This is a genomic window from Nocardia cyriacigeorgica (assembly GCF_029868385.1).
Taxonomy (GTDB): Bacteria; Actinomycetota; Actinomycetes; order Mycobacteriales; family Mycobacteriaceae; genus Nocardia; species Nocardia cyriacigeorgica_F.
The window spans coordinates 71,597-96,159 of the sequence record NZ_JARWNX010000043.1; the positions used below are offsets into that span (position 1 = coordinate 71,597).

The 24,563-nt window shown below is 67.2% G+C and carries 24 protein-coding genes and 1 tRNA gene; 17 read left to right on the forward strand and 8 right to left on the reverse strand.

What is annotated here, in order from left to right; translation table 11 throughout:
* The first annotated feature begins 4 nt into the window (after positions 1–4).
* The 9 genes from QH168_RS12445 to QH168_RS12485 all read left to right on the forward strand — a co-directional run bounded on the left by QH168_RS12445 (position 5) and on the right by QH168_RS12485 (position 9,072).
* A complete protein-coding gene (locus QH168_RS12445; RefSeq protein WP_280234752.1) occupies positions 5–1,225 on the forward strand; it encodes an MCE family protein in 1,221 nt (406 codons plus the stop codon).
* Positions 1,222–2,247 (forward strand): MCE family protein, encoded by a 1,026-nt coding sequence (locus QH168_RS12450; RefSeq protein ID WP_280234753.1) that lies wholly within the window; start codon positions 1,222–1,224, stop codon positions 2,245–2,247. Before QH168_RS12445 ends, QH168_RS12450 begins: the two co-directional genes overlap by 4 nt.
* Positions 2,244–3,305 carry an MCE family protein gene (locus QH168_RS12455; protein WP_280234754.1) on the forward strand — a complete coding sequence of 354 codons (1,062 nt, stop codon included), beginning with the start codon at positions 2,244–2,246 and terminating at the stop codon, positions 3,303–3,305. The genes QH168_RS12450 and QH168_RS12455 overlap by 4 nt, the downstream gene beginning before the upstream one ends.
* Complete coding sequence (locus tag QH168_RS12460; RefSeq protein ID WP_280234755.1) at positions 3,302–4,594, forward strand: MCE family protein; 1,293 nt, start codon at positions 3,302–3,304, stop codon at positions 4,592–4,594. Before QH168_RS12455 ends, QH168_RS12460 begins: the two co-directional genes overlap by 4 nt.
* Positions 4,594–5,880: an MCE family protein gene (locus tag QH168_RS12465; protein WP_432421084.1), complete on the forward strand. Its 1,287-nt coding sequence runs from the start codon at positions 4,594–4,596 to the stop codon at positions 5,878–5,880. The genes QH168_RS12460 and QH168_RS12465 overlap by 1 nt, the downstream gene beginning before the upstream one ends.
* The gene (locus QH168_RS12470; protein ID WP_280234756.1) at positions 5,877–7,307 is read left to right on the forward strand and encodes an MCE family protein; all 1,431 of its coding nucleotides are present in this window, start codon (positions 5,877–5,879) and stop codon (positions 7,305–7,307) included. Before QH168_RS12465 ends, QH168_RS12470 begins: the two co-directional genes overlap by 4 nt.
* Positions 7,304–8,341, forward strand: coding sequence for a hypothetical protein (locus tag QH168_RS12475; protein WP_280234757.1), 1,038 nt, complete (start codon positions 7,304–7,306; stop codon positions 8,339–8,341). The genes QH168_RS12470 and QH168_RS12475 overlap by 4 nt, the downstream gene beginning before the upstream one ends.
* Positions 8,338–8,832, forward strand: a complete 495-nt coding sequence (locus QH168_RS12480; RefSeq protein ID WP_280234758.1) for a h domain protein — start codon at positions 8,338–8,340, stop codon at positions 8,830–8,832. Before QH168_RS12475 ends, QH168_RS12480 begins: the two co-directional genes overlap by 4 nt.
* 63 nt (positions 8,833–8,895) lie before the next feature.
* The gene (locus QH168_RS12485) at positions 8,896–9,072 is read left to right on the forward strand and encodes a hypothetical protein (RefSeq protein WP_280234759.1); all 177 of its coding nucleotides are present in this window, start codon (positions 8,896–8,898) and stop codon (positions 9,070–9,072) included.
* Between the two features lie 54 nt (positions 9,073–9,126).
* Here QH168_RS12485 and QH168_RS12490 read toward each other — a convergent pair whose 3' ends face one another.
* From QH168_RS12490 to QH168_RS12505, 4 genes are all read right to left on the reverse strand, one after another.
* Positions 9,127–10,590: a sensor histidine kinase gene (locus QH168_RS12490; RefSeq protein WP_280234760.1), complete on the reverse strand. Its 1,464-nt coding sequence runs from the start codon at positions 10,588–10,590 to the stop codon at positions 9,127–9,129.
* Positions 10,587–11,312, reverse strand: a complete 726-nt coding sequence (locus tag QH168_RS12495; RefSeq protein WP_280234761.1) for a response regulator transcription factor — start codon at positions 11,310–11,312, stop codon at positions 10,587–10,589. The genes QH168_RS12490 and QH168_RS12495 overlap by 4 nt, the downstream gene beginning before the upstream one ends.
* 69 nt (positions 11,313–11,381) lie before the next feature.
* Positions 11,382–12,896: an alpha,alpha-trehalose-phosphate synthase (UDP-forming) gene (locus QH168_RS12500; RefSeq protein ID WP_432421088.1), complete on the reverse strand. Its 1,515-nt coding sequence runs from the start codon at positions 12,894–12,896 to the stop codon at positions 11,382–11,384.
* A gap of 282 nt (positions 12,897–13,178) precedes the next feature.
* Positions 13,179–13,349 carry a hypothetical protein gene (locus QH168_RS12505; RefSeq protein ID WP_280234762.1) on the reverse strand — a complete coding sequence of 57 codons (171 nt, stop codon included), beginning with the start codon at positions 13,347–13,349 and terminating at the stop codon, positions 13,179–13,181.
* Between the two features lie 160 nt (positions 13,350–13,509).
* Here QH168_RS12505 and QH168_RS12510 point away from each other — a divergent pair, with 160 nt between their 5' ends.
* The 4 genes from QH168_RS12510 to QH168_RS12525 all read left to right on the forward strand — a co-directional run bounded on the left by QH168_RS12510 (position 13,510) and on the right by QH168_RS12525 (position 16,006).
* The gene (locus QH168_RS12510) at positions 13,510–14,343 is read left to right on the forward strand and encodes an alpha/beta fold hydrolase (protein ID WP_280234950.1); all 834 of its coding nucleotides are present in this window, start codon (positions 13,510–13,512) and stop codon (positions 14,341–14,343) included.
* A 209-nt stretch (positions 14,344–14,552) separates the two neighbouring features.
* Entirely contained in the window at positions 14,553–14,795 is a 243-nt protein-coding gene (locus tag QH168_RS12515; RefSeq protein WP_011207082.1) for an MbtH family protein, read from the forward strand.
* A 108-nt stretch (positions 14,796–14,903) separates the two neighbouring features.
* Positions 14,904–14,978, forward strand: a tRNA-Thr gene (locus QH168_RS12520).
* 158 nt (positions 14,979–15,136) lie between these two features.
* Positions 15,137–16,006 (forward strand): TRADD-N-associated membrane domain-containing protein, encoded by an 870-nt coding sequence (locus QH168_RS12525; RefSeq protein ID WP_280234763.1) that lies wholly within the window; start codon positions 15,137–15,139, stop codon positions 16,004–16,006.
* A 264-nt stretch (positions 16,007–16,270) separates the two neighbouring features.
* Here QH168_RS12525 and QH168_RS12530 read toward each other — a convergent pair whose 3' ends face one another.
* From QH168_RS12530 to QH168_RS12540, 3 genes are all read right to left on the reverse strand, one after another.
* The gene (locus tag QH168_RS12530) at positions 16,271–17,353 is read right to left on the reverse strand and encodes a class I SAM-dependent methyltransferase (RefSeq protein ID WP_280234764.1); all 1,083 of its coding nucleotides are present in this window, start codon (positions 17,351–17,353) and stop codon (positions 16,271–16,273) included.
* A gap of 184 nt (positions 17,354–17,537) precedes the next feature.
* The gene (locus QH168_RS12535; protein WP_280234765.1) at positions 17,538–17,963 is read right to left on the reverse strand and encodes an HIT family protein; all 426 of its coding nucleotides are present in this window, start codon (positions 17,961–17,963) and stop codon (positions 17,538–17,540) included.
* Between the two features lie 53 nt (positions 17,964–18,016).
* On the reverse strand, positions 18,017–18,394 hold the full coding sequence (locus tag QH168_RS12540) for a PH domain-containing protein (protein ID WP_280234766.1): 378 nt from the start codon (positions 18,392–18,394) through the stop codon (positions 18,017–18,019).
* A gap of 212 nt (positions 18,395–18,606) precedes the next feature.
* On the opposite strand from QH168_RS12540, the gene purD reads away from it, so the two are divergent.
* Positions 18,607–19,878: a phosphoribosylamine--glycine ligase gene (gene purD, locus QH168_RS12545; RefSeq protein WP_280234767.1), complete on the forward strand. Its 1,272-nt coding sequence runs from the start codon at positions 18,607–18,609 to the stop codon at positions 19,876–19,878.
* A 104-nt stretch (positions 19,879–19,982) separates the two neighbouring features.
* Here the strand turns inward: purD and QH168_RS12550 are convergent, their stop codons facing one another.
* Positions 19,983–21,071 carry a M23 family metallopeptidase gene (locus tag QH168_RS12550; RefSeq protein ID WP_348537583.1) on the reverse strand — a complete coding sequence of 363 codons (1,089 nt, stop codon included), beginning with the start codon at positions 21,069–21,071 and terminating at the stop codon, positions 19,983–19,985.
* 54 nt (positions 21,072–21,125) lie between these two features.
* Between QH168_RS12550 and QH168_RS12555 the strand changes: the two genes are divergently transcribed.
* The 3 genes from QH168_RS12555 (at position 21,126) to purB (ending at position 24,498) form a co-directional block, all read left to right on the forward strand.
* A complete protein-coding gene (locus QH168_RS12555) occupies positions 21,126–22,283 on the forward strand; it encodes a pyridoxal phosphate-dependent aminotransferase (RefSeq protein WP_280234768.1) in 1,158 nt (385 codons plus the stop codon).
* A gap of 148 nt (positions 22,284–22,431) precedes the next feature.
* Positions 22,432–23,070 (forward strand): TetR/AcrR family transcriptional regulator, encoded by a 639-nt coding sequence (locus QH168_RS12560; protein ID WP_280234769.1) that lies wholly within the window; start codon positions 22,432–22,434, stop codon positions 23,068–23,070.
* 6 nt (positions 23,071–23,076) lie between these two features.
* A complete protein-coding gene (gene purB / locus QH168_RS12565) occupies positions 23,077–24,498 on the forward strand; it encodes an adenylosuccinate lyase (RefSeq protein WP_280234770.1) in 1,422 nt (473 codons plus the stop codon).
* Positions 24,499–24,563 lie beyond the last annotated feature (65 nt).

The window sequence follows — 24,563 nt, forward strand, 5'->3', positions numbered from 1 at the left end:
CGGCATGGTGAACACGAAACAATCGGGACGGCCCTCGGGTCTGGCGGCGCGGTTGCGCGGCCCGCTCGGGCTGAAACTGGCCGGTCTCGGGCTGGTGCTGTTCCTGGTGACGATCGTGGTGGTCTCGATGGTCATGTTCGTCGGCGGTTTCACCGACACCGTGCGGGTGGCCGTGCAGGCGCCACGCAGCGGCCTGGTGCTCGACCCGGACGCGAAGGTCAAGGTGCGCGGTGTGGAGATCGGCCGCGTCTCCGATATCGACCTCACCGACGACGGCGCGATGATCAATCTGGCGCTGAACCCGGATCAGCTGAAGCTGGTGCCCGCCAATGCGGGTGTGGACATCCGGTCGACCACGGTGTTCGGCGCCAAGTACGTGAACTTCGTTGTCCCGGAGGATCCGTCGCCGGATTCGCTGCAACCCGGCGCCACGGTGGCCGCGAGCCAGGTGACCGTCGAATTCAATACGCTGTTCCAGCATCTGTCCGATGTGCTGGCCCAGGTGGAACCGGAAAAGCTGAACGCCACCCTGGCCGCGCTCGGTACCGCGCTGCAAGGCCGCGGCGAGAAGCTCGGTGATCTGCTGGTGAACAGCGAGGCCTATCTGCGCGACATCAACCCGAGTCTGCCCACGCTGCAACAGGGTCTGGCCGCCACCGCACAGGTGACCGATATCTACGCCGATACCGTCGGCGACCTGCTGCGCACCGTCGACAATGCCATCGTCACCAGCGGCACCATCGTCGACGAGACCGCGGGCGTGGACGCGCTGCTGGCGAATCTGACCGGCCTGGCCGACACCACCGGTTCGGTGCTGCGCGAGAACGAGCAGTCACTGGTCACCGCACTGGATCTGCTGCGGCCGACAAGCGAACTGCTCTACGACTACCGGCCCGCGCTGTCCTGCCTGATCCAGGGTCTCGGCAAGGCGCTGCCATTGGGTGAGGCGGTCTTCGGTGGTATGCAGCCGGGCGTCGCGCTGAACGCCAGCTTCATGTACGGCCATCCCGCCTACACCTTCCCGGAGGATCTGCCGAAGGTGAACGCCACGGGTGGACCGCAATGTGCGGGCACGGTCGACCGGGCGCCGGGAAGCCATGCCGACTATGTCGTCACCGATACCTCCGAAGGCGCGCCGTACGCGCCGTCGACCCAGCTGACGATCAACGCGCCCAGCGTTTTCAGGATTCTGTTCGCCGGTCTTCCGGGGGTGAGCCAGCCGTGAACAACACCGCGACAAGAGTCAAGCTCGGCATCTTCACCCTGGTGATGACACTGATCTTCGCCGGACTGGTGATCGTGTTCAGCGAAGTGCGCTTCGCCAGGGAGAACGGCTATCACGCCGTGTTCACCAGCGCCTCGGGCATGCTGCCCGGCGACAAGGTCCGCATCGCCGGTGTTCCGGTGGGCTCGGTGTCGTCGGTGGAGGTCGGCAAGGACCATATGGCCCATGTCGAATTCGATGTCGACCGAAAGTTCAAGCTGTACACCAGCACCCGCGCGACCATCCGATACGAGAATCTGGTCGGCGACCGCTATCTCGAACTGCTGGAGGGCCCGGGTTCGGCCGATGTGCTGCCCAAGGGCGGGACCATCGGCTTGGAGCAGACCGCGCCCGCGCTCGATCTGGACCTGCTGCTCGGCGGATTCAAACCTTTGCTGCGCGGACTGGATCCGGCGCAGGTCAACGATCTGACCAACGCGCTGCTCCAGGTGTTCCAGGGGCAGGGCGGAACGCTGGTGTCGCTGCTCAACAGCGGTGGTTCCTTCGCCAAGACGCTGGCCGATCGGGATGCGCTGATCGGCAGCGTGATCGACAACCTCAATGCCGTCCTCGCCACCATCGACGATCGTGACGAACAGTTCACCACCACGATCAACGAATTGCAGCGGCTGGTCAGCGGGCTGGCCGCCGACCGCGATCCGATCGGCGCCGCCCTGCCCCGGATCGCGGGCGCCACCGGTGATCTCACCGATCTGCTCGCGCAGGCGCGCCCCGATCTGAAGAACACCATCGAGCAGACCGGGCGGCTCGCCACGAACATCAACCAGGGTTCCGACACCGTGCAGTGGGTGCTGGAGCGGCTGCCCGATACCTATAAGCAGCTGATCCGCATCGGTGCCTACGGTTCGTTCCTCCAGCTCTACGTCTGCGAGACGAACATCCTGATCGACGGTCCGGACGGTAAGCCGATGGAGGTGGTCATGCCCGGCGGGCAGACTACTGGAAGGTGTGCAAGCGAATGAGCGAAAGGCGTACGCCCGCCACCACTATCGGTGTGGTCGGCCTGGTGCTCGCAGTGACCGTCGCTTTGTCGGCGCTCCAGTTCGACCGGTTGCCGTTCATCCGCTCCGGCGCGACGTTCACCGCGTTCTTCGCCGACGCGGGCGGTCTCGTTCCCGGTGACGACGTGCAGGTGGCGGGTGTGAAGTCCGGGCAGGTGGAAGACGTCGAACTCGACGGCGCGAAGGTGCTGGTCACGTTCACGCTGAACGAATCGATCGTGCTCGGCGACAAGACCGCCGCCGCGATCAAGACCAACACCGTTCTCGGCCGCAAATCGCTCGAGGTCACCCCGCAGGGGCCGGGCGCGTTGCGCGTCGACGACACCATTCCGCTGGAGCGCACCACCTCGCCGTACTCGCTGAACGAGGCGCTCGGCGATCTCGCCGACACCGTCGGCGGGCTGGATATGGACCAGGTCGACCGGACCCTCGACACGCTGTCGGCAACCTTCGCCGATACCCCGGAGCCGTTGCGCAACGCACTCGACGGCATCACCGCGTTGTCGCGCACCATCAATACTCGTGATCAGGCGCTGTCGGATCTGCTGACCCGAGCCCAGAACGTCACCAAGATCCTGTCCGACCGGGCGAACCAGATCAACGCCCTGCTGCTGGACGGCAACGACCTGCTCGGTGAGTTGGACCGGCGGCGCACCGCCATCAGTCAGCTGATCGTCTACGTCAACGGGCTGGCCCAGCAGCTGTCGGGTCTGGTCGCCGATAACGAGGCGCAGCTGCAACCCGCGCTCGACCAGCTGAATTCGGTGCTGGATCTGCTGCAACGCAACCGCGACAACATCAACCAGGCGCTCGACGGTCTCGGCCCGTTCGCCGCGGCGCTCGGTGAGCAGGTCGGCAGCGGTCCGTACTTCCAGGCGTATGTGGTCAATGCGACCAGTCCCGGTTTGCAGATCCTGGTGGATTCGCTGGTGTGGCCGCAGAATCTGCCGGAGTCGCTACGGGGATACTTCGATCCGATGCCGTCCATCGGACCCGCCATTCAGGAGCCGCCGCGATGACATCGAGAATTCGCAGTCTGCCGCGGTGGGTGTTCATCGTGGTCGCGGTGCTGGTCGCCGCGCTCGTCGTGTTCGCCGGATACACCGCGCTCGACCGGATCGGTAAAACCCGCATCACCGCCTATTTCACCTCCACCAGCGGCCTCTACGCCGGTGACGATGTGCGGGTGCTCGGCGTCAAGGTGGGCAGGATCGACTCGATCGAGCCGGGCGCCGATCAGGTCGAGGTGAAGATGACCATCGATCGCGGCATCGATCTGCCCGCCGACGCGCGAGCGGTGATCATCTCGCCGTCGCTGGTGTCGGCGCGGTTCATCCAGGTCGCACCCGCCTACACCGAGGGCCCGAAGCTGGAGGACGGCGCGACGATCGGTATCGAGCGCACCGCGGTGCCGGTGGAATGGGACGACATCAAGGCCGAGTTGTCGAAGCTGGCAACGGCTCTCGGCCCGGTCGGCGAGGACCAGCAGGGCTCCTTCGGCCGGTTCGTCGATACCGCCGCGGACAACCTCGACGGCAACGGTGACCGGTTCCGGGAGACGTTGCGTGAGCTGTCGGCCACGTTGACCACACTCTCGGACGGACGCACCGACCTCTTCGGCACCATCCGCAACTTGCAACATTTCGTGGAGGTGCTGTCGGCGAGCAATGAGCAGATCGTGCAGTTCGGCGGCCGGCTCGCCTCGGTATCGTCGGTGCTCGCGGGTGTGTCCGAGGAACTCGGCACCGGCCTGGACAATCTGGATATCGCCGTCGCCGACGTGAAGCGTTTCCTCGACAGCAGCGGTGCCGAACTCACCGAGAGCGTGCAGAAACTGGCCGATGCGACGCAGATCCTGGTCGACAAGCGCCCCGAACTCGAACAGGTGCTGCACTCCGGTCCGACCGCGCTGGTGAACTTCTATCAGATCTACAAGCCCGCACAGGGCACGCTGACCGGCGCGATCGCCTTGAACAACACCGCCGATCCGCTGAGCTTCCTGTGTGGATCGGTGCAGGCCCGCGATGGATACAACTCCGATCAGAGTGCGGCGCTGTGCGCGGAATTCCTCGCGCCGGTGCTGAAATCGCTCGCGATGAACTATCCGCCGCTGCTGACCAATCCGGCGACGGGCGTCACGGCCTTCCCCGATCAGCTGGTATTCAGCCCGGAGTCACTGGCGGGCACCCAGCAGACCCAGGGCCCCGCTCCGGCGCGGGCCGCGGCGCCGGTGACGGTGCCGAACGGTATCGCCGGACTGGCCATTCCTGGATTGCCCGCGCCACCGGTGCCGGGAGGAGGGCGATGATGCGCAAGCGATCGGCGATGACGCGCGGTACCGCGCCAGTGGCGCGCGGTGCGGCCGTGCGACGCACCGCGGCCGTCGCGGTCGGGCTCACGATGGCGCTCGGTATCACCGGATGTCAGTGGGACGGCCTGAACTCGCTGCCGATGCCAGGTACCGAGGGCACCGGTGAGGGCGCGTACGAGGTGCGTATCCAGATGCCGAATGTCACCACGCTGACCCGCAATTCGCCGGTCCGCGTGGACGATGTGGCGGTTGGGACCGTGACGGGCATCGACGTCGAGGGCTGGCACGCGCTGGTCACCGTATCGCTGAACCCCGATGTGGTCCTGCCCGCGAACGCGGTCGCCAAGATCGGGCAGACCAGTCTGCTCGGCAGCAACCATGTGGAGCTGGCAGCGCCGGAGAATGTGGCGCCGCAGGGGAAGTTGAGCGATGGTGACGTCATCCCATTGGATCGGGCGGGTGCCTATCCGACCACCGAACAGGTGCTGTCCTCGCTGTCGGTGGTGCTCAACGGCGGCGGAATCTCCCAGCTCGAGACCATTACTCGCGAGCTGAACGCGGCCTTCGTCGGCAACGAGGACGCCATTCGCGATCTGCTGCCCCAGCTCAACGAACTCACCACCAACCTGCAAGCGCAGACCAACGACATCATCGCCGCGATGACCGGACTGGATCGGCTCGGTGGTCAGCTGAACCAGCAGCGCGATCTGGTGGCGGAGGCGATCGAACAGATCCATCCCGCGCTGACGGTGCTGGCCGATCGTAGGGAGAACATCACCGGCACGCTCACCGCCCTGGGTGACCTCAGCGATGTCACCCAGCGGATCATCGACAATGCCGGTGACAACCTGACAGCGAACCTGGCCGCGCTGGGCCCGGTGCTGCAAACACTGGCCGATACCGGTAACAACCTCACCGAAGCGTTGAAGATCGCGCTCACCTTCCCGTTCCCGATGAAGAACCTCGGCAATGCGATCAAGGGCGACTATCTCAACCTGTTCATGACGGTCGATCTGACCGGTCAGCGGCTGGATTCGAACTTCCTCACCGGCACCCCGCTCGGTGGACGTTTCGGTGGCGTGGAGGGTGTGCTCGGCACGTTTGCACCGGAAACCGCTGGGCAGCAGGGCAATCCGCTGACGACGCCGATGCAGCCGCCCGGACAATCCAGCGGACCCGCGCCGACCATTCCCGGGCTGCCACCGATTCCGGGCCTACCTGCCATTCCCGGGCTGACCGTGCCGCTGCCCGGCGCGCCCGCACCGGAAGGGGAGGGTCGGTGACGCTCACCAAATTCGTCAAGATCCAGCTGGCGATCTTCTCCGTCCTCACGGTGATCGGCCTCGTCGTCATGGGCGGCACCTACATCGGCGTGCCCGCGATGCTCGGCATCGGCCGCTATGAGGTCACCGTGCAACTCGCGGCGACCGGCGGGCTGTACCAGCAGGCGAATGTGGCCTTCCGCGGTACGAACGTCGGCAAGGTGACCGAGGTCCGGCTGACGCCCGAAGGGGTGGAGGCGGATCTGTCGATCGACAGCGACTACAAGATCCCAGGCGATTCCGAGGCCTGGGTGCGCAGTGTGTCGGCGATCGGCGAACAGTACGTCGATCTGGTGCCCGGTGAGAATTCCGGCGACGGAAACCTCTACGACGGCAGCGTGATTCCGGTGGAGCGGACCCAGCTGCCCCAGGATGTCGGCGCGCTGCTCGATCAGACCGACCGGCTGCTGTCCAGCGTCGCCGATACCAGGCTGCGCCAGGTGATCGATGAGGCGTTCCGCGCGTTCAACGGTGCGGGCCCGGACCTTCAGCGGTTCATCGACTCGGCCGCGCTGCTCGTGCAGGAGGCGAAGGACAGTGCCGAGCCGACGAAGCAGCTGATCGAGCAGATCGGGCCGTTGCTCGACACCCAGGTGCGATCAGAGGACGCGATCCGGTCCTGGCCCGCCGATCTCGCCACGGTGACCGACCAACTGCGCGAACACGATCCGGCGCTGCGCAATATCCTGCGGGACGGACCGGCCGCCCTGGAACGGGTGACCAACCAGTTCGACTCCCTCCGCCCGACGCTGCCGCTGCTGCTGGCCAATCTGGTCAGCCTCGGCGAGGTCGCGGTGACCTACCACGCGGGCGTCGAGCAGATCCTGGTCGTCTACCCGCCGCTGGTCGCCGCCCTGCTGACCTCGATCCGTGGGCCGCTGGAATACGGCGCGCTGGTCGATTTCATGACCACCCTCAACGATCCACCGCCGTGCACCACCGGATTCCTGCCGCCGGATCAGCGCCGCGCGCCGAGCGATTTCACACCGGTCGACACACCGTCGGGCCTGTATTGCAAGGTCCCGCAGGACTCACCGGTCGCGGTGCGCGGTATCCGCAACACCCCGTGCGCGGAGTTCCCCGGTCGGCGGGCCCCCTCGCCGGAGCTGTGCCGCACCGGCTACGTTGCCGAAGGCAACAACCCGCCGTTCGGTCCGCCGCAGCCGGTGGCACCGGCGTCCGCGCCGTTGATTCCTGGCTCGGCGCCGACAGCGCCCGCCGGTTCGTCGGGTGCGGCCACACCCGCGGCGGCCAGGTCGTACGATCCGGCGACGGGCGTCTATATCGGCCCTGACGGGCGCACCTATCGACAGGGAAATATCGAACCCGGCGGATCGGGAACGGTTCCGGCGAGTTGGCAAGCGATGTTCGAGGAGCAGCAACGATGAGCGATGTGAATCAGAGCCGGACTCGTCGGCGCGCGAGCCGTTCGGCAGGCCCGCCGGTCGACGAGGTGCAGAACGAGGCCATCGCGGCCTCGTCGACCTCGGCCGTCGACCCGGACCGCAGCGATGCGGTCGAGCCCGGTACCGCCGTACCGGGCTCTGCCCGTGTTCGGGGTCGGAAAACGGACAAGGCGGACATCGGGATGGGGTCGGTGGTATCGGAGGCGGATACGGTGAAGCTCACCGCCGATGCCGACACCGTCGAGGAGGGCAGCGGTTCCCCGAAGCGGGACGCGGAGAAGGTGAAGCTTGCGGCCGCTGATGCCGATACGGCTCGGCGGGGAGCTGACACTGTGCAGCTCGACGCGGATACCGGGCAGCCGGACGCGGACACCGTGAAACTCACTGCGGGCTCGGCCGCTTCGGACAAGGCGGCCGACGATTCCGGCTCCGCTGACGATGCGGGCCGTTCCGGTTTCTTCCGGAAGAAGCCCGCACAGGCCGCCGCGGACGAGGACGCGGAGACCGATACCGACAGTAAGAGTTCCCGGCGTTCGGCGGTTCGCATGCTGGCCGTCGCGGCATCGACCATCGTCGCCCTCGCGCTGGTCGCCGGTGCGGTGATCTCGGTGTTCGCGGTGCGCTCGGCCGATGAACGCGACGCCCGCCGCGCCGAGTACGTGCAGACCGCCCGGCAGACGGTGCTGAACCTGACCACCATCCGCGCCGACACCGCCAAAGAGGACATCGACCGCATCCTCACCATGGCTTCCGGTGAGTTCAAGGAAGAGTTCAACGGGCGGGTCGACCCGTTCACCGAAGTCGTCAAACAGGCGAAGGTGCAGTCCACCGGCGAGGTCGTCGAGGCCGCGCTGGAGAGCGAGGACGACGATTCCGCTCGCGTGCTCATCGCCGCCAAACAGACCGTGATCAATGCGGGCAAGGACGGTCCGCAGCAGCGGTACTACAGGTTCCGGGTCACCGTCACCGATACCGACGCGGGTATGACCGTCTCTGATGTGGAGTTCGTGGCATGAGCGAATTGCGTTTGCGTACCAAGGTCCTGCTCGGTGTGACGGCGGTGGTGGTGGCCGCGTCCGCGATCATCCTCGGCATCAACGGGTATCGCTACTGGGACGATCAGCGGTCCGAGGATTCGCGGGCCGCCGCGGTCGACGCCGCGAGCCGGACCGTCGCGGCGATGTTCACCTACGATCACGCGACGGTCGAGACCGAACTCCCGAAGGCCGCCGACAACCTCGCCGAGCCGTTCCGCAAGGACTACCTGACGCTGATCGAGAAGGCCATCGTCCCCGGCGCCAAGGACCAACAGCTCACCGTGGCCGCCACCACCCAGGCCAGTGGCGTGATCTCCGCCGACCGCGCCCACGCGGTGGTCATGCTGTACCTCAACCAGCTCGCCACCAGTAAGGACCGGCCGGACGGCACCACCTCCGGTAGCCGGGTGCGCGTCGAATTGGACAAGTCCGATGACCGCTGGCTGGTCGCATCGGTAACCCCGATCTGATCGCGACGCCTCGGGCGCCGCGAATGCGGCGTTCGTCGCCGTCGTGGATGCGAGGAGGCGCCTGTGGAGAACACGCTCGAGGGGCTGCGATTCGAAGCAACCGACCTCGACTGGACCCACGGCAGCGGCCCGATCATCAGCGGGCCGGCCGAAGCGCTCCTGCTCGCCCTCTCCGGCCGCACCCCCGCCCTCGACCGTCTACACGGCGACGGTGTACCGATATTGCGCGCCCGAACGTGACTCTCAGCGCGGATCAGAAGTCCGGGATCTCGGCTTGCCGCGACCTGGTGTTCATCAGGCCTGGGGCGGCTCGATGGGTTCGGGGCGGGGGTGTTCGCGGGGTAGGTGGACGGTGAAAGTGGTGCCTGAACCCACGGTGCTGTGTACGTCCACGGTTCCGCCGTGGGCGGTGACGAGCGCTTGGACGATGGACAGGCCGAGGCCGGTGCCGCCGCTGTCGCGGCTGCGGGAGGTGTCGGTGCGGTAGAAGCGTTCGAAGATGCGGGCGGCTTCTTCGGCGGGGAGGCCGGGGCCGGTATCGGAGACCTCGAGCAGGACCTCGTCGGCCAGCGGTGTCAGTGCGACAGTGATGGCGGCATCGGGTGGGGTGTGGACGAGCGCGTTGTTCAGCAGGTTGGCCAAGACTTGGCGGAGCCGGGTGTCGTCGCCGGGTATCTCGTAGGTGCCGGTTCCGGGGCGGGCCTCGAGGTCGATGTGGCGCGGCGGGGACTGCGGGTGGCGGGCGGCGGAGGTGGCGCGTGCGCTGTGCACGGCATCGCTGGCGAGGGCGAGCAGATCGACGGGATCTCGTTCGAGCGGGCGCTGGGCGTCGAGGCGGGCCAGCATGAGCAGATCGGCGACGAGCACGCTCATCCGGTTCGATTCGCTTTCGATCCGCTCCATGAACAAGCCCGCGTCGGTGACGGCGCCCTGCCGGTACAGCTCGGCGAAACCGCGGATGGTGGTGAGCGGGGTGCGCAATTCATGGCTGGCGTCGGCGACGAAGCGGCGCATATTGGCTTCCGAGCGGCGGGCCGCTTCCTCGGAGGCCTCGGTCGCGGCGAAGCCGGTCTGGATCTGGGTGAGCATGGCGTTGAGCGATGCGGCCAGACTGTCGACCTCGGTATCGGTGCCGCGCACCGGGACTCGCCGATGCAGATCGCCCGCCGCGATCTCGGCCGCGATCTCTTCCACTTCGACCAGCCGCCGCAGACTGCGCCGGATGACGAAATAGGCGGCCACCGCGATCGCCGCCAGCACCAGCGCGCCGATCACCAGTTCCAGCACGATGAGCCGTTCGATGATGGCCTCGGTCTCATCCATCCGCAGCGCGACGAGGCTGCTGCCCTGCGGTCGCTCGGTATAGAGCACACGCCAGTTCGAGGAGCCGTCGACGGAACCGGTGGTGAACGGGCCGGTACCGGGATCGGCGGGCACATCGGGCGCGCCCGCCTCGTTGTCGTCGATATTCACGACCCGACCGGAGGAATCGGACAGCCGCGCGTAGAAGCGCACGGGTGGTTGATCGGCTTCGGACGGGTCCGGGGGTCGCGGCAGGACGGGCCGGTTGGGGTTGGCCCAGGTGTGCGCGGCTTCGTCGAGCTGCTGATCCAGCCGGTCGACCAGTACGGTGCGCAGGGAGGACGTCACCGCCACACCGGAGGCGAGCAGACCCGCCGCCGCGAGCACGACCAGCGCCAGGACCAGGGTCACCCGCAGGGGAATCGCCGCGGCCTCGGCCGCGATCCGATCCTTCACCGCCGCCCGCTATCGGGTTCGCGCAGAACATAACCCACGCCGCGCAAGGTGTGGATGAGCCGCCGCTCACCGGTGTCGACCTTCTTGCGCAGATACGAGACATAGGTCTCCACCACGCCCACCTCGCCACCGAAGTCGTAGCGCCACACATGATCCAGGATGCGCGGTTTGCTGAGCACCGTGCCCGCGTTCACCAGGAAGTACCGCAGCAGCGTGAATTCGGTGGGCGACAACGCCACCGGCTCGCCCGCCTTCCACACCTCGTGGGTGTCGTCGTCGAGTTCGATATCGGCGAAGCGCAGCCGGGTGCGTTCGGGCTCGGGGCCCGCCCGGCCCGCGCGGCGCAGGACCACCCGCAGCCGCGCCACCACTTCTTCCAGGCTGAACGGTTTGGTGACGTAGTCGTCGGCGCCGAGGGTCAGTCCGGTCACCTTGTCGTGCACGTCGTCGCGGGCGGTGAGGAACAGCACCGGCGCGTCGATGCCGTCGGCGCGCAGGCGGGTCAGCAGGCCGAAGCCATCCATGCCCGGCATCATCACGTCGACGATGAGCGCCTGCGGCCGGAAGGTGCGCGCCACGTCGAGCGCCTGGGCGCCATCGGCGGCGGTGGCGACCTCGAAGCCCTGGAAGCGCAGACTCACGGCGAGCAGCTCGACGATCATCGGCTCATCGTCGACCACCAGCACCCGCGCCTCGGGTGCCTGTTGCGGCGTACCGGTCATCGCTCCATCGTCGCCTCCACCGCTGGGTTTCGGCTGCGGACTCGCTGTGTGGTTGCTGTGAACGCGCGGTCAGCGGTGCGGTTCGGAGTACATGTCCTCATCGGGGAGCAGGGCGCTCCCGGCGACCTGGTCGTGGGCGAGGGCGTCGAGGAAGGCGCGCGCCCAGCGGTCCACATCATGGGTCAGGACCTGCCGGCGCAGCGACCGCATGCGGCGGCGTCTGGTATCGCGGTCGTCGGTGAGCGCCGAGGCGATCGCATCCTTCACCGAATCCAGATCATGCGGATTGCACAGGTAGGCCTGCCGCAATTCCGCTGCCGCACCGGTGAATTCACTCAGCACCAGGGACCCGTTCAGGCCGCTGTGGCAGGCCACGTACTCCTTGGCCACCAGGTTCATCCCATCGCGCAGCGGCGTCACCAGCATGGCGTCGGCGGCCACGAAGAACGCGATCAGTTCCTCACGCGGGATGGGACGGTGCAGATAGTGCACCACCGGGTAGCCGACCCTGGCGAACTCGCCGTTGATCCGGCCCACCTGACGTTCGATATCGCCGCGCATCTTGATGTAGCTCTGCACCCGCTCCCGGCTCGGCGTCGCCAGCTGCACCATCACCGTGTCGGCCGGATCGATCCGGCCTTCGAGCAGCAGTTCCTCCAGCGCGTTGAGCCGGATATCGATGCCCTTGGTGTAATCGAGCCGGTCCACGCCGAGCAGGATGTTCTTCGGATTGCCCAGTTCGGCGCGGATCTTGGCGGCGCGTTCACGGACAGAGCGGCGTCGTGAATGCTCGTCGAGTTCGGCGGAGGCAATGGAGATCGGGAACGCGCCGACGCGCACATTGCGGAACCCCACCTGCACGACGCCCAGCTTCGACCGCACCCCGACGGTGCCGCGTGAGGTGGGCTGACCGGCCAGCCTGCGGGCCAGATACAAGAAGTTCTGCGCACCGCCGGGCAGATGGAAACCGATCAGATCGGCGCCGAGCAGGCCCTCGACGATCTCGGTGCGCCACGGCATCTGCATGAACAGTTCCACCGGCGGGAACGGGATGTGCAGGAAGAAACCGATGGTCAGATCGGGGCGCAGCATGCGAAGCATCTTCGGCACCAGCTGGAGCTGATAGTCCTGCACCCACACCGTGGCGCCTTCGGCGGCGACCTTCGCGGTGGCTTCGGCGAACCGCCGGTTCACCTGTACGTAGGCGGCCCACCATCTGCGGTCGTAGACCGGGCGCACGATCACGTCGTGGTAGAGCGGCCACAGCGTGCCGTTGGAGAAGCCCTCGTAGTAGTCCTCGACCTCCTGCGCCGTCAACGGCACCGGATGCAGCTCAAGGCCGTCTTCGATGATCGGATCGACATCGACGTCGGGGACACCGGCCCAGCCGACCCACGCGCCCTTGTTGCTGCGCAGGACCGGTTCCAATGCGGTGACCAGCCCGCCGGGACTGCGCTTCCAGCGGCTGCTGCCGTCGGGGAGCTTCTCCAGGTCCACCGGGAGCCGATTGGCGACCACCACGAACCCGGAGTTGCCGCCACCCGCGCCGATCGGCTGCGCCTCGACCGGTTCGGGTTCGGCCACCTCGGTGTCGAGTGGACCGGAACCGTTGGGCGCGGCAGCGAGCGGCCCGGACAGGTCCGATTCGGCGGAGTCGGAGTTGGAGTCGTAATCGTCGGACGGCTGGTCGGTCATCTGGTCCACTCACGCATCCTTGTCTGAGGGCGGCGTTCGCGACTGCCCGTCACTCGTCGGCTGCCGCCTTCGGGCCGTCGCTCACGCCACGCTGCGCATCGCTGTTCCCGGTTCAGTTGTGGGTGGATCGCCGGACGTCGCCATTGGCGGCCGCCGATCCGGGTAGAGCTGCTATTCGCCCCTGGTGCCCGGGCCGATGCCGAGCATCGACAGCAGCATCCGGCATTCGTCGGCGTCGGCCGCGTAGGCGGCGACGACGCGCTGGGCCTGACGAGCGGTTTCGTCGGCCAGCGGCTCCAGGTCCTCGTCGGCGATTCCGTTCGCGCTGCTCTTCGCGGCCATCTTCAGTCCTCCCGGCAAAATTGCGCTCGTACGTGCGAATAGTCAATGGTATCTGGCGCGCGGCCCGGATCTACCCGGTGCCGGAGCCCACCCGGTGTACCGGTGCTCGCGGTACCGATACCGTGGGCAGGCAGCACCAACTTTACGAAAGGGTATGCGGATGCCGCTGGCCACGGTGAACGGAATTTCACTCAACTACCAGGTCAAGGGCGACCGAGCCAAGGGCACGGATACCAAGGGCGCCGGTCCGCTGGTGGTGATGATCATGGGCACCGGCAGCCCGGGGCGGGTGTGGGAGCTGCATCAGGTGCCCGCTCTCGTCGCCGCGGGCTACCGCGTGTGCACCTTCGACAACCGCGGTATCGCGCCCACCTTCGAGGCGGCCGACGGTATGACCATCGACCAGCTGGTCGCCGATACCGCTGGCCTGATCGAACTGCTCGACGAGGGTCCGGCCCTGGTCGTCGGCACCTCGATGGGCGCGCGGGTGGCCCAGGAACTGGCGCTGGCCCGTCCCGAGCTGGTGCGCAAGGCGGTGTTCCTCGCCGGACACGGGCGCCTGGACCAGTTCCAGAAGACGCTGTCGCTCGGCGAGCACGACCTGGACGCCAGCGCCATCTCGCTGCCGCCCAAGTACGAGGCGGCGGTGACCGCAGTGATGAACCTGTCGCCCGCCACCATGGCCGACGCCAATGCGGCACGGGACTGGCTGGACCTGTTCGAGTTCACCGGCGGTCCGGTGACCCCCGGTATCCGCGCCCAGCGGCGGATGGATCACGATTTCGATCGGGTCCAGGCCTATCGCGCCATCACAGTGCCGTGCCTGGCGGTCGGATTCGCCGATGACCGGATGATCCCGCCGTACCTGTCGCGCGAGGTCGCCGAGGCCATCCCGGGCGCCCGCTACCAGGAGATTCCCGATGCTGGGCACTACGGCTATCTGGAGCGCCCCGAAGCGGTGAACAAGATCCTGCTGGACTTCTTCGCCGCCTGACCAGCCGGTAGTGCGGTGGCCGAGCCCGCCCGCCCGGGCCCCGATTCGATACCCTGAGCACACGGCCCCAGGTAACCGCCCGGCCGTAACGTATCCCTTGCTAGGGTCGACACAACGCTCGGGGTTTTCCGACGCCCGCGGTTCGCGTAACCGGCGCCGGTCGACTCAGCAGCGATCCCGTACACAGCGCCAGTATCCAGTGAGGTGAAATGAGCACCAATCCCTTCGACGACGAAGACGGCCGCTTCTTCGTTCTGGTCAACGACGAGGAACAGCACTCCCTGTGGCCCGCCTTCGCGGAGGTCCCGGCCGGATGGCGCGTGGTGTTCGGCGAGGACAGCCGCGCCGCCTGCGTCGAGTACGTCGAGAAGAACTGGACCGATATGCGTCCCAAGAGCCTGCGCGACGCGATGGCCGCCGACGATGCGGCCCGGCAGGGCGCCCAGTCCTGACGCGCTGGATACTGCGCCGGGACACTCTCGACTGGACTGCGCACCGCCTGGCACCGGGAAGCCGGTGTCACGCGGTGCGCACGCCCGGTTATGATTGCTCCGCTTTCCGCCTCCTTAGCTCAGTGGTAGAGCACCGCTCTTGTAAAGCGAAGGTCGTCGGTTCAATCCCGACAGGGGGCTCCAACCGCAAGGCCCTTACCTGAGGATTTCCAGGTAGGGGCCTGTTCGTGAGTGGGTCGACGTCACGATCGGATTTCGCCGGTGCTCGTCGGCGGATCTGGCACCAAACGTGCGCGAAATCACGGCATACTGGGTCATCGACCAACTGTGAAGGGGTTGGAGTGGGCGACTCGGAACATGGTGCATCGCTTGTTATCCCAGAACTCGACCAGATCGGGACGGTGGCCGAACTAGCGGCGGCCTTGCGCGTCGCGCGTGCGCTGCGTGGATACACATTCTCCCAGCTGAGCACCGAGACCGGGCTACCGAAGGCGGTCCTGAAGAGCTGCTTCAACGCGACGGACTCCCTTCCGGCGTACGCGAACTACATGAAGATCCTGGATGCGCTCGGGGTCGGGTACGAACGCGAAGGCTGGGAACAGGCGTATGCGCGACTGAGGTCGGGTCGCATCGGTGCCGAACGGGTCAATGTCTCGGGCCGCAATGCCAACGTCAACATCTTCCAGAACTCACCGACCGTGCGGATCGTTCCGGACGCGCCCTCAGCTGCTGATCGGCGCGAGACATTCCTGTTGGAGTTCATGAACCAGGCTTTGTCACAGGCGAATACCACCTTCGTCCTGAGTATGCTCTTTACAGCCCTCGGTGCGTTGATCATGCTAGGTGGCGTCGGGCTTGCCATTTTTCGTCCCGCCGACTCGGGTGTCGATTACATGTCCGTGCTTTCGAGTGCGGCGGGTCTGACCATCTCGGTATGCGGTGGCGTCTTCGTGCATCAGGCATACATGGCGCGGCGACACGTTACTCGGCGCGCTGATCTCGTGCACCAGGATATCCGAAGCGACCGTGCCTTCGAGCGCGCCACATCCCTGATCGATAAGGTGGTCGATACCGAGCTTCGCGACCAGATCTACTCGATCACGGCTGCGCGGGCTCTCGGTTTGAATCCTGAACCGCCAACAGCGCCGAGTCGTCCGCCGATGAAAAAGATTGAATCCCAACGACTGGAATCGCTTCGGCAGCTTCATTGAATTCTGATGAGGAGCGCTCTCCGATGGTCGATCTATAGGAAGGCGGGATTGTCTTTGCCCGCACCGTTTTTTTGGCGATGAGAGTTCGGGTCCTTGCCTTCCGGCGATACCGCCGATCACCGCGCATCGTCGGTGAGTCGTCCAGTTCGAACATGGTGGAGGTGCCGTCGGGTTTGTGTCAGCGGAGCTGTCACGCGAACTCGGCAGGAGCTACGGCAATCCACCGACCGGGGGCTGTGGCTCCTGCCAAGGCGTGTGTCCCGCTCACCCCTTCTTGGCCACGTAGTAGCTGTTCAGCGGATCCGCGTCCTCGTGGTGGATCTCCACGTCGGTGAAACCGGCATCGGCCAGCATCGACAGCGCCTTTTGTTCACCCCAGACCGTTCCGAGTCCGTCACCGTCCAGGCCGAGGGAAACCGTCATGCAATGCATGGTGGAGACGGTGTAGAGGAAGGGGCCGAAGGGCAGGTTGGAATTGTCCTCCAGGTGGCTGGAGGCCTGGATGTCGACCATGAGGAAGACGCCGTTATCGCGAAGAGCTGCTGCGATATTCGCCAGCACGGTGGCCGGATGCGCCTGGTCGTGGATGGCGTCGAAGACGGTGATCGCGTCGTAGGCGGTGGTGTGGGCGAGGTCGGTCACGTCGAGTACTTCGAAGGTGGCGTTGGTCGATCCGAGCTGGGCGGCCTCCGCCCGTGCCGCATCGATCGCTTCGACCGAGAAGTCGTAGCCGGTGAAACGGCTCGCCGGAAAGGCTTGCGCCATCAGGTTGATCGCATGACCGCGGCCGCAGCCGATATCGGCGAGGTCGATACCGTCGCGCAACCTCTCCGTCAATCCGGGCACCATCGGCAGGATGCGGTCCAGCAGGGCGGCGTCGAGCGTGCCCGCGCTGAACTCGGCCATGAACTGATGGAAGCGAGGATAGTTGTCGTAGGACAGTCCGCCGCCGATCCGGAAACATTCGGCGATGGCGGGCTCCACCTCACCCAGCATCGACACGACCTGCATGAACCGGGCGAGATTATGCGGGCCTGCCGCCCGGGTCAGGGCCGCAGCGTGTGCGGCGGGCAGCTGGTATGTCTGTGCGGCCGGGTCGAATTCGACGATGTCCGCGACGGTCATCGCACCGAGCCATTCGCGCACGTACCGTTCGTTCAGGCCCGCGGCCGCGGAGAGTTCGGCGCAGGTCACCGGGCCCGGCAAGGTGGACATGGCGTCGAACAGCCCGGTCTGATGGCCGATGCTGGTCATCATCGCGGTGCAACCGTCATTGAGGACGCCGACCATTCTGGCGGCGAATTCTTCGGTGGCGGTCTCGGTCGGTGCCGGATGGACAGTCGTCATGGTGCGCTCCTCTTCGCCTTGCCGCAGGGTCCGCGGCCGGAATGCCGTCGCCATCAGTGCGACAGCGTGAGGATCTACGACGAGCGTGTGCGCATCGGTTCACTACCGAGACGAGTTGGTTCGTGCATCGGGTGATTGGCACTGCGGTGTGGGGGCGGACGAGGGCTCCCCACACCGAAACGCCTCAGTCGGGGACGTTGGCGCTGTGGCCGAGGTCGCGCAGGGCCTGCTTGATCTTGGCCTGGGCTTCGTCGAGGGATTCGGGGGAGGGGTTGGGGTCGGCGCCGGAGATGTCGAAGTTGCCCATGGTGAAGGCGGGGAAGACGTGCACGTGCAGGTGCGGGACCTCGAGGCCCGCGATCAGCAGACCGGCGCGCGGGGCGTCCCAGGCGGCGCGCACGGCCTTGCCGATCGTCTGGGCGACGCCGGTGAGCCGGGCGAAGGTCGCGGGATCGAGGTCCTGCCACTGGTCGATCTCCGCGCGCGGAACCACGAGGGTGTGGCCCTGGGTGACCGGTGCGATGGTGAGGAAACCGACGAATTCGTCGTCCTCCCATACGAATCGACCGGGGAGCTGACCAGCGATGATCGCACTGAAAACAGAAGCCATGATCGCAGGTTACGCCCACCGGTCGCGGGCCCGATCACCCACGACCACCGCGGCTACACGGCGACGAAATGGGAGAGCATTCCCTGCACCTCGTAGATGTCGACCTGTCGGTTGAACTTCTTCTGCAACGGTGTGGTGTTGCCGCCGATCCAGATGGCGAGTTCGGCGTCGAGGTCGAAGGTGCCCGCGGTCTCCACCGAGAAATGCGTGATCGAGCGGTACGGGATGCTGTGATAGCTCACCTTGCGACCGGATACGCCCTGTTTGTCGACCAGGATCAGCCTGCGGTTGGTGAACAGGATGGCATCGCGAACGAGTAGATAGGCGGCATAGATCTGCTCGCCGTTGCCGAGGAGTTTGGCGTATTCCTGCTGGGCCTGGCCGGGATCGATTCGCCCGGCATTACCCATGATTCCGTCCATCAGACCCATGGCCCGCACATCCTCCGCGTGCTCGGGTGGGGAGCGCCCCCCACTTCGATTGTCCCCAACCATCATCCACGGCATCGGCGCGGACGGGCGGCGTCGGCGGCGAGACAGCCGCCAGCCTGGGCGAACGGGTGTTCGCGTGCGGGCGGGCCGGGCGCCGCGAGCGGTGAACCTGACACGCGGAGCGGGAGCGATGCACCTATAAGCTGTCTGCCGTGCGCGTACTCGTCATCGGTTCCGGAGCCCGTGAACATGCCCTCGTCCTCGCTCTGCGTCGCGACCCCGAGGTGCAGGCCGTGGTGGCCGCACCGGGCAATGCGGGCATCGCGCAGCATGCGCAGATCCGTCCGGTCGATCCGAGTTCGGCCGAGGCCGTGGTTGCGCTGGCCACCGAACTCGCCGTCGACCTGGTGGTGATCGGCCCCGAGGTGCCGCTGGTGCTCGGTGTCGCCGACGCGGTGCGCGCCGCCGGCATCGCCTGTTTCGGACCGTCGGCCGCCGCTGCACGGATCGAGGGCTCGAAGGCGTTCGCCAAGGATGTGATGGCCGCGGCCGGTGTGCGCACGGCGCACAGCGAGGTCGTCGACACTCCGGCCGAGCTGGATGCCGCGCTGGACCGCTTCGGCCCCACCTGGGTGGTCAAGGACGACGGTCTGGCCGCGGGTAAGGGCGTCGTGGTGACAGCCGACCGCTCCGCCGCCCGCGATCACGGCGCCGAACTGCTGGAACAGGGACATCCGGTGCTGCTGGAGTCGTTCCTGGACGGTCCAGAGGTGTCGCTGTTCTGCCTGGTCGACGGAGAGACGGTGGTGCCGCTGCTGCCCGCGCAGGACCATAAGCGGGTCGGTGACGGCGATACCGGACCCAATACCGGCGGGATGGGTGCCTACACCCCGCTGCCCTGGCTGCCCGAGGAGACGGCGCGCGCGATCGTCACCGATGTGGTCGAGCCGGTCGCCGCGGAGTTGGTGCGCCGCGGCAGCGGATTCTCCGGTCTGCTCTACGCCGGGCTCGCGATCGGGGCGGACGGCCCGGCCGTGGTCGAGTTCAACTGCCGCTTCGGAGATCCGGAAACCCAGGCCGTGCTCGCCCTGCTGGACAGCCCGCTGGGTGAGCTGCTCTACGCCACCGCCACCGGCACCCTGTCCCAGGTACAGCCGCCGCGCTGGCGCGACGGGTCGGCGATCACCGTGGTGGTCGCCGCCGAGAACTACCCCGGCCGCCCCCGCCTCGGCGATGTCATCACCGGCGCGGGCGAGGGTTCGGCCGACGACGCGGCCACGGTGCTGCACGCCGGTACCGCCCAGCGCGAGGACGGTGCGCTGATCTCGGCCGGTGGGCGTGTGCTCAGCGTGGTCGGCACCGGCCCCGACCTCGCCGCCGCCCGCACCGCCGCCTACGACCGGATCGCGGGCATCAAGCTCCCCGGCAGCCACTACCGGACCGATATCGGCCTGGCCGCCGTCGAGGACCGCATCAGCGTGTAGTGCGCCGGGCGTGCCGTCGCTCCGCTACGCACGAATGCCTGCCTCGGGCTTCCGGGTGGCCGTCATGCTCGAGGAGCGCATCGACGCGCAGGTGGGCGCACCGTTCAGCTGTAAGTGAGCCCGTGCAGGGCCAACCAGCGTTGCGGGTCGACGTGCTGACCGCCGACGATCACCTCGAAGTGCAGGTGGGGGCCGGTGGAATCGCCGCGGTTGCCCATGCGGGCGATCTGCATCCCGGCGGGGACGCGTTCGCCGACGGAGACGAAGAAGTCGTACATGTGGCCGTAGACGGAGATGCTGCCGTCGTCGTGGCGGATGCGGACCCACAGGCCGAACCCCTGCGCCGGGCCCGCGTCGATGACGGTGCCGTTGGCTACCGCGTAGATCGGGGTGCCGATCGGTCCTGCCACGTCGATGCCGTTGTGGAAGGTGCCCCAGCGCTGCCCGAACCCGGAGGTGAACATGCCGATCGCGGGCAGCACGTAGCCACCGGCGCCCGGCGCGATGCCGCCGGGTAGGACCGCACCGGGGATCATCGTGATGGCCGGTGGTGGCGGTGCGCCCATCCACGGCTGACGTTCACCCGCCGCCGCAGCCGCCGCCTCATTGCGCGCACGTTCGAGCGTGGCGCGGGCGGCGGCGGCCACCACGGCCTGTTCGCGTAGACGTTCGCCCTGGTCGACGGCGTCCAGATAGCGTCGAACCGACGGCGTGGTGGTCTGCATCTGCCAGGGATAGGCCACCGCGATCCGCTGCACCTGTCCCGGAGCGGGACCGCTATCGGTGACCATGCCGGTGAAGGTGGAGTCGGCGGCCGCGAACAGCGCGACGACGGTGACCCCGCCGATCAGCACCCGATGCTTGCGCAGGGTGGCGCGCATTTCGTCACCGGTCGGCCGCTTGGCGAGCATCGCCCGCACGTCGTCGCGGGTGGGACGATTACCTGCCCGGGCACGTAACCGCGCGAGCCGAGCAGCGATCAACGCATACGGCCCGCGCCGCTGCGCGGTATCACGCGTGCGCCAGTCCGGGGCGAGTACGACTCCGCCCACCATGCTCACGTCCTTCAGACGGCCATGGGTGTCGGTGTGGCGTTGCTCGTCGAGCCCGGCGCTCTCGGCCGGGCGGCCGTCGGTGGCGGGCTCGGCGGCGGAGTCCTGGTCGAGTGTCGACCGGGGGGTCTTCTCGAGCATCAGGTGCGACCATAGCGCCCGAGGGCGGTGAGCGTGTGCTCTACCGTCTGTCGGGTGTTCACAGAATCTCGGCGGTCGACCATTCCACCTTTCTACGTGATGGATGTCTGGAAAGCCGCAGCGGAACGGGCCAGAACGCACGGCGATGTCCTGGTGCTGGCGGCCGGGCAACCGTCGACTCCGGCGCCCGCTCCGGTGCTGCGCGCGACCAGGGCCGCGATCGACGCCGAATTGCTCGGCTACACCGAGACTTTCGGCATCCTGCCGTTGCGTGCGGCGATCGCCGAACATCATCACGCCACCTACGGCTACCCGGTCGACCCCGACGACGTGGTGGTGACGACCGGTTCCTCCGGCGCGTTCACGCTCATCTTCCTCGCCGCCTTCGACCCCGGCGACACCGTGGTGGTCGCCCGCCCCGGCTATCCGGCCTACCGCAATACCCTGACCGCCCTCGGCTGCCGAGTGGTGGAACTCGACTGCGGCGCCGAGACCCGCTTCCAGCCGACGGTCGCCATGCTCGATGCCCTGCCACAACCGCCGAGGGGCCTGGTGGTGGCCAGTCCGGCCAATCCGACCGGCACCATGATCGATCCCGACGAACTCGCCGCCCTCGCCCGCTGGTGCGAGGCCAACGGCACCCTGCTGATCTCCGACGAGATCTATCACGGCATCACCTACGGTGGTGAGCGCACCGCCTCGGCCTGGGAGACCTCACGGGAGGCGGTGGTGATCGGTTCGGTGTCGAAGTACTTCTCCATGACCGGCTGGCGGCTCGGCTGGATGCTCGCGCCCACCGGCCTGCGGCCCGCGTTGCAGCGGCTGGCCTCGAATATGACCGTCTGCCCGCCCGCCATCTCGCAGTACGCCGCACTGCACGCGTTCGGTGCGGAGGCCAAGGCCGAACTCGACGGCCATGTGCGCCGCTACGCCACCAACCGGAAACTGCTGCTCGATGGCCTCGCCGAACTGGGCATCACCGATCTGGCACCGGCCGACGGCGCCTTCTACGCCTACGCCGATATCGCCCATCTCACCGATGATTCGCGGGCCTGGTGCGCCGAGGTGCTCGAGCACACCGGGGTGGCGTTGGCGCCGGGATTGGATTTCGACACCGTCGCCGGAAACCACACGGTGCGCTTCTCGTTCGCGGGCGCGACCGCCGATATCGAAGCCGCCCTGGTGCGTCTGGCGGGTTTTCTGGGCCGCTGAGCACTATCCGGGTGGTCGAACGTAGTGTCCGGCAACAACTTTGCACAGTACGACACCATCGCCGCGCGGATGCGGTAAAAACATCGGTGGCTGCTAATTCCTTCCGATTCCGCACGGATGAACTGATGATGACTGGCACGATGGCACGGTGATAACCGCGACGACCCCGAAAGGCGAACGGCGTCGCCAAGCTCTGGTAGCGGCTGCTGCCGAGCTCCTACTCGAAGGTGGGTTCGATGCGGTGAGACACCGCTCCGTCGCGACACGGGCCGAGTTACCGCTGGCATCCACGACGTACTACTTCGAATCGCTGGAGGATCTGATCGCGCGGGCGGTCGAATTCAGCGGTAACGCGGAGCTGGAGGCCATGCGCCGCCGGATCGGCGAGGTGAGTCACCGTCGCCGCGGCGCCGAGGCCACCGTCGAGTTGGTACTCGATCTGCTGATCGGCGCCGACGGCTTGGACGAGGACGCGCGCGGGCAGTTGATCGCCCGCTACGAGCGCACCGTCGCCTCCGCTCGCCACCCCGAGTTACGTGAAGTGCAACAGCGGCTACGCGCCCAGCTCGACGATCTGCTGGCCGATGTCCTACGCCGCTCCGATCGGGTGGTGCGGCAGGAGCAGCTGCGCAGACTGGTCGCCGTGGTCGACGGCGCGGTGGTCGCGGCGCTCACCGAACGTGATCCGCAGCCGCGTCGGATGGCTCGCGGCGCACTGCTCGAAGTGATCGACATCGTCGCTCCCGCGACGCCGCAGCAGGTCGACAGGTTCCGAGCACTAGACTGACCGGACGTGAGCCTCGTCCCGAACGTCCTAGCCACCCGCTACGCCAGCCCCGAGCTGGTGCATCTGTGGTCCCCCGAGAACAAGATCGTGCTCGAGCGGCGGCTGTGGCTGGAGGTGCTGCGGGCGCAGGCCGAACTCGGCGTCGATGTGCCCGACGGTGTCGTCGCCGATTACGAGCGCGTCATCGACCAGGTGAACCTGGCGTCGATCGCCGAACGTGAGCGCGTCACCCGCCACGATGTGAAGGCCAGGATCGAGGAGTTCAACGCCCTCGCCGGGAATGAGCACGTGCACAAGGGCATGACCAGCCGCGACCTCACCGAGAACGTCGAGCAGTTGCAGATCCGGCTCTCGCTCGAGCATGTGCATGCGCACGGTGTCGCGATCGCCGCGCGGCTGGCCGAACGCGCCGCCGAGTACCAGGTGCTGGTAATGGCCGGCCGTTCGCACAATGTGGCGGCCCAGGCCACCACCCTCGGTAAGCGTTTCGCCTCCGCCGCCGATGAACTGCTCATCGCGCTGACCCGGCTGCGTGAACTGATCGCTCGCTACCCGCTGCGCGGTATCAAGGGTCCGATGGGCACCGCGCAGGACATGCTCGACCTGCTCGGCGGCGATTCCGCCAAACTGGCCACCCTCGAGCAGCAGGTGGCGCGGCATCTCGGCTTCGCCGATGTGCTGACCAGTGTCGGCCAGGTGTATCCGCGCTCACTGGATCACGATGTGCTCTCGGCGTTGGTTCAGGTGGGCGCCGGGCCGTCGTCGTTCGCGCACACCATCCGACTGATGGCGGGCCACGAGCTGGTCACCGAGGGTTTCCAGCCCGGCCAGGTGGGCTCCTCGGCCATGCCGCACAAAATGAACACCCGCTCGTGTGAGCGCGTCAACGGCTTGCAGGTGGTGTTGCGCGGTTATGCGTCGATGGCCGCGGAGCTGGCGGGCGCGCAGTGGAACGAGGGTGACGTGTTCTGCTCGGTGGTGCGTCGCGTCGCATTGCCGGACGCCTTCTTCGCCATCGACGGCATGATGGAGACCTTCCTGACGGTGCTGGCCGAATTCGGCGCCTACCCGGCCGTCATCTCCCGTGAGCTGGACCGCTATCTGCCGTTCCTGGCCACCACCCGCATTCTGATGGCGGCCGTGCGCACCGGCGTCGGCCGGGAGACCGCGCACGAGGTCATCAAGGAGCATGCGGTGGCCGTCGCGCTGGCGATGCGTGAGCAGGGGCGTGAACCCGATCTGCTCGACCGCTTGGCCGCCGATTCCCGATTGCCGCTGGACCGCGCCGCGCTCGAGGCGGCGCTGGCGGACAAGTCGGCATTCATCGGCGCCGCCGGCGCGCAGGTCGGTGATGTGGTGGCGCAGGTCGACAAGCTGGTCGCGGAGTATCCGGACGCCGCTCGCTACACGCCGTCGCCGATTCTCTGATCGGAACTCCCCGCGCGGCGTCCGGACATTCAGCCGGGTACGGACCGTCCGACCCGTGCGGTGGA

Excerpts from the sequence above, each read along its gene's own strand:
- QH168_RS12445 (WP_280234752.1), top strand. The coding sequence starts at position 5 with ATGGTGAACACGAAACAATCGGGACGGCCCTCGGGTCTGGCGGCGCGG.
- QH168_RS12455 (WP_280234754.1), top strand. The coding sequence starts at position 2,244 with ATGAGCGAAAGGCGTACGCCCGCCACCACTATCGGTGTGGTCGGCCTG.
- QH168_RS12460 (WP_280234755.1), top strand. The coding sequence starts at position 3,302 with ATGACATCGAGAATTCGCAGTCTGCCGCGGTGGGTGTTCATCGTGGTC.
- QH168_RS12465 (WP_432421084.1), top strand. The coding sequence starts at position 4,594 with ATGCGCAAGCGATCGGCGATGACGCGCGGTACCGCGCCAGTGGCGCGC.
- QH168_RS12475 (WP_280234757.1), top strand. The coding sequence starts at position 7,304 with ATGAGCGATGTGAATCAGAGCCGGACTCGTCGGCGCGCGAGCCGTTCG.
- QH168_RS12480 (WP_280234758.1), top strand. The coding sequence starts at position 8,338 with ATGAGCGAATTGCGTTTGCGTACCAAGGTCCTGCTCGGTGTGACGGCG.
- QH168_RS12495 (WP_280234761.1), bottom strand. The coding sequence starts at position 11,312 with ATGACCGGTACGCCGCAACAGGCACCCGAGGCGCGGGTGCTGGTGGTC.
- QH168_RS12505 (WP_280234762.1), bottom strand. The coding sequence starts at position 13,349 with ATGGCCGCGAAGAGCAGCGCGAACGGAATCGCCGACGAGGACCTGGAG.
- QH168_RS12510 (WP_280234950.1), top strand. The coding sequence starts at position 13,510 with ATGCCGCTGGCCACGGTGAACGGAATTTCACTCAACTACCAGGTCAAG.
- QH168_RS12515 (WP_011207082.1), top strand. The coding sequence starts at position 14,553 with ATGAGCACCAATCCCTTCGACGACGAAGACGGCCGCTTCTTCGTTCTG.
- QH168_RS12530 (WP_280234764.1), bottom strand. The coding sequence starts at position 17,353 with ATGACGACTGTCCATCCGGCACCGACCGAGACCGCCACCGAAGAATTC.
- QH168_RS12535 (WP_280234765.1), bottom strand. The coding sequence starts at position 17,963 with ATGGCTTCTGTTTTCAGTGCGATCATCGCTGGTCAGCTCCCCGGTCGA.
- QH168_RS12540 (WP_280234766.1), bottom strand. The coding sequence starts at position 18,394 with ATGGGTCTGATGGACGGAATCATGGGTAATGCCGGGCGAATCGATCCC.
- QH168_RS12550 (WP_348537583.1), bottom strand. The coding sequence starts at position 21,071 with ATGCTCGAGAAGACCCCCCGGTCGACACTCGACCAGGACTCCGCCGCC.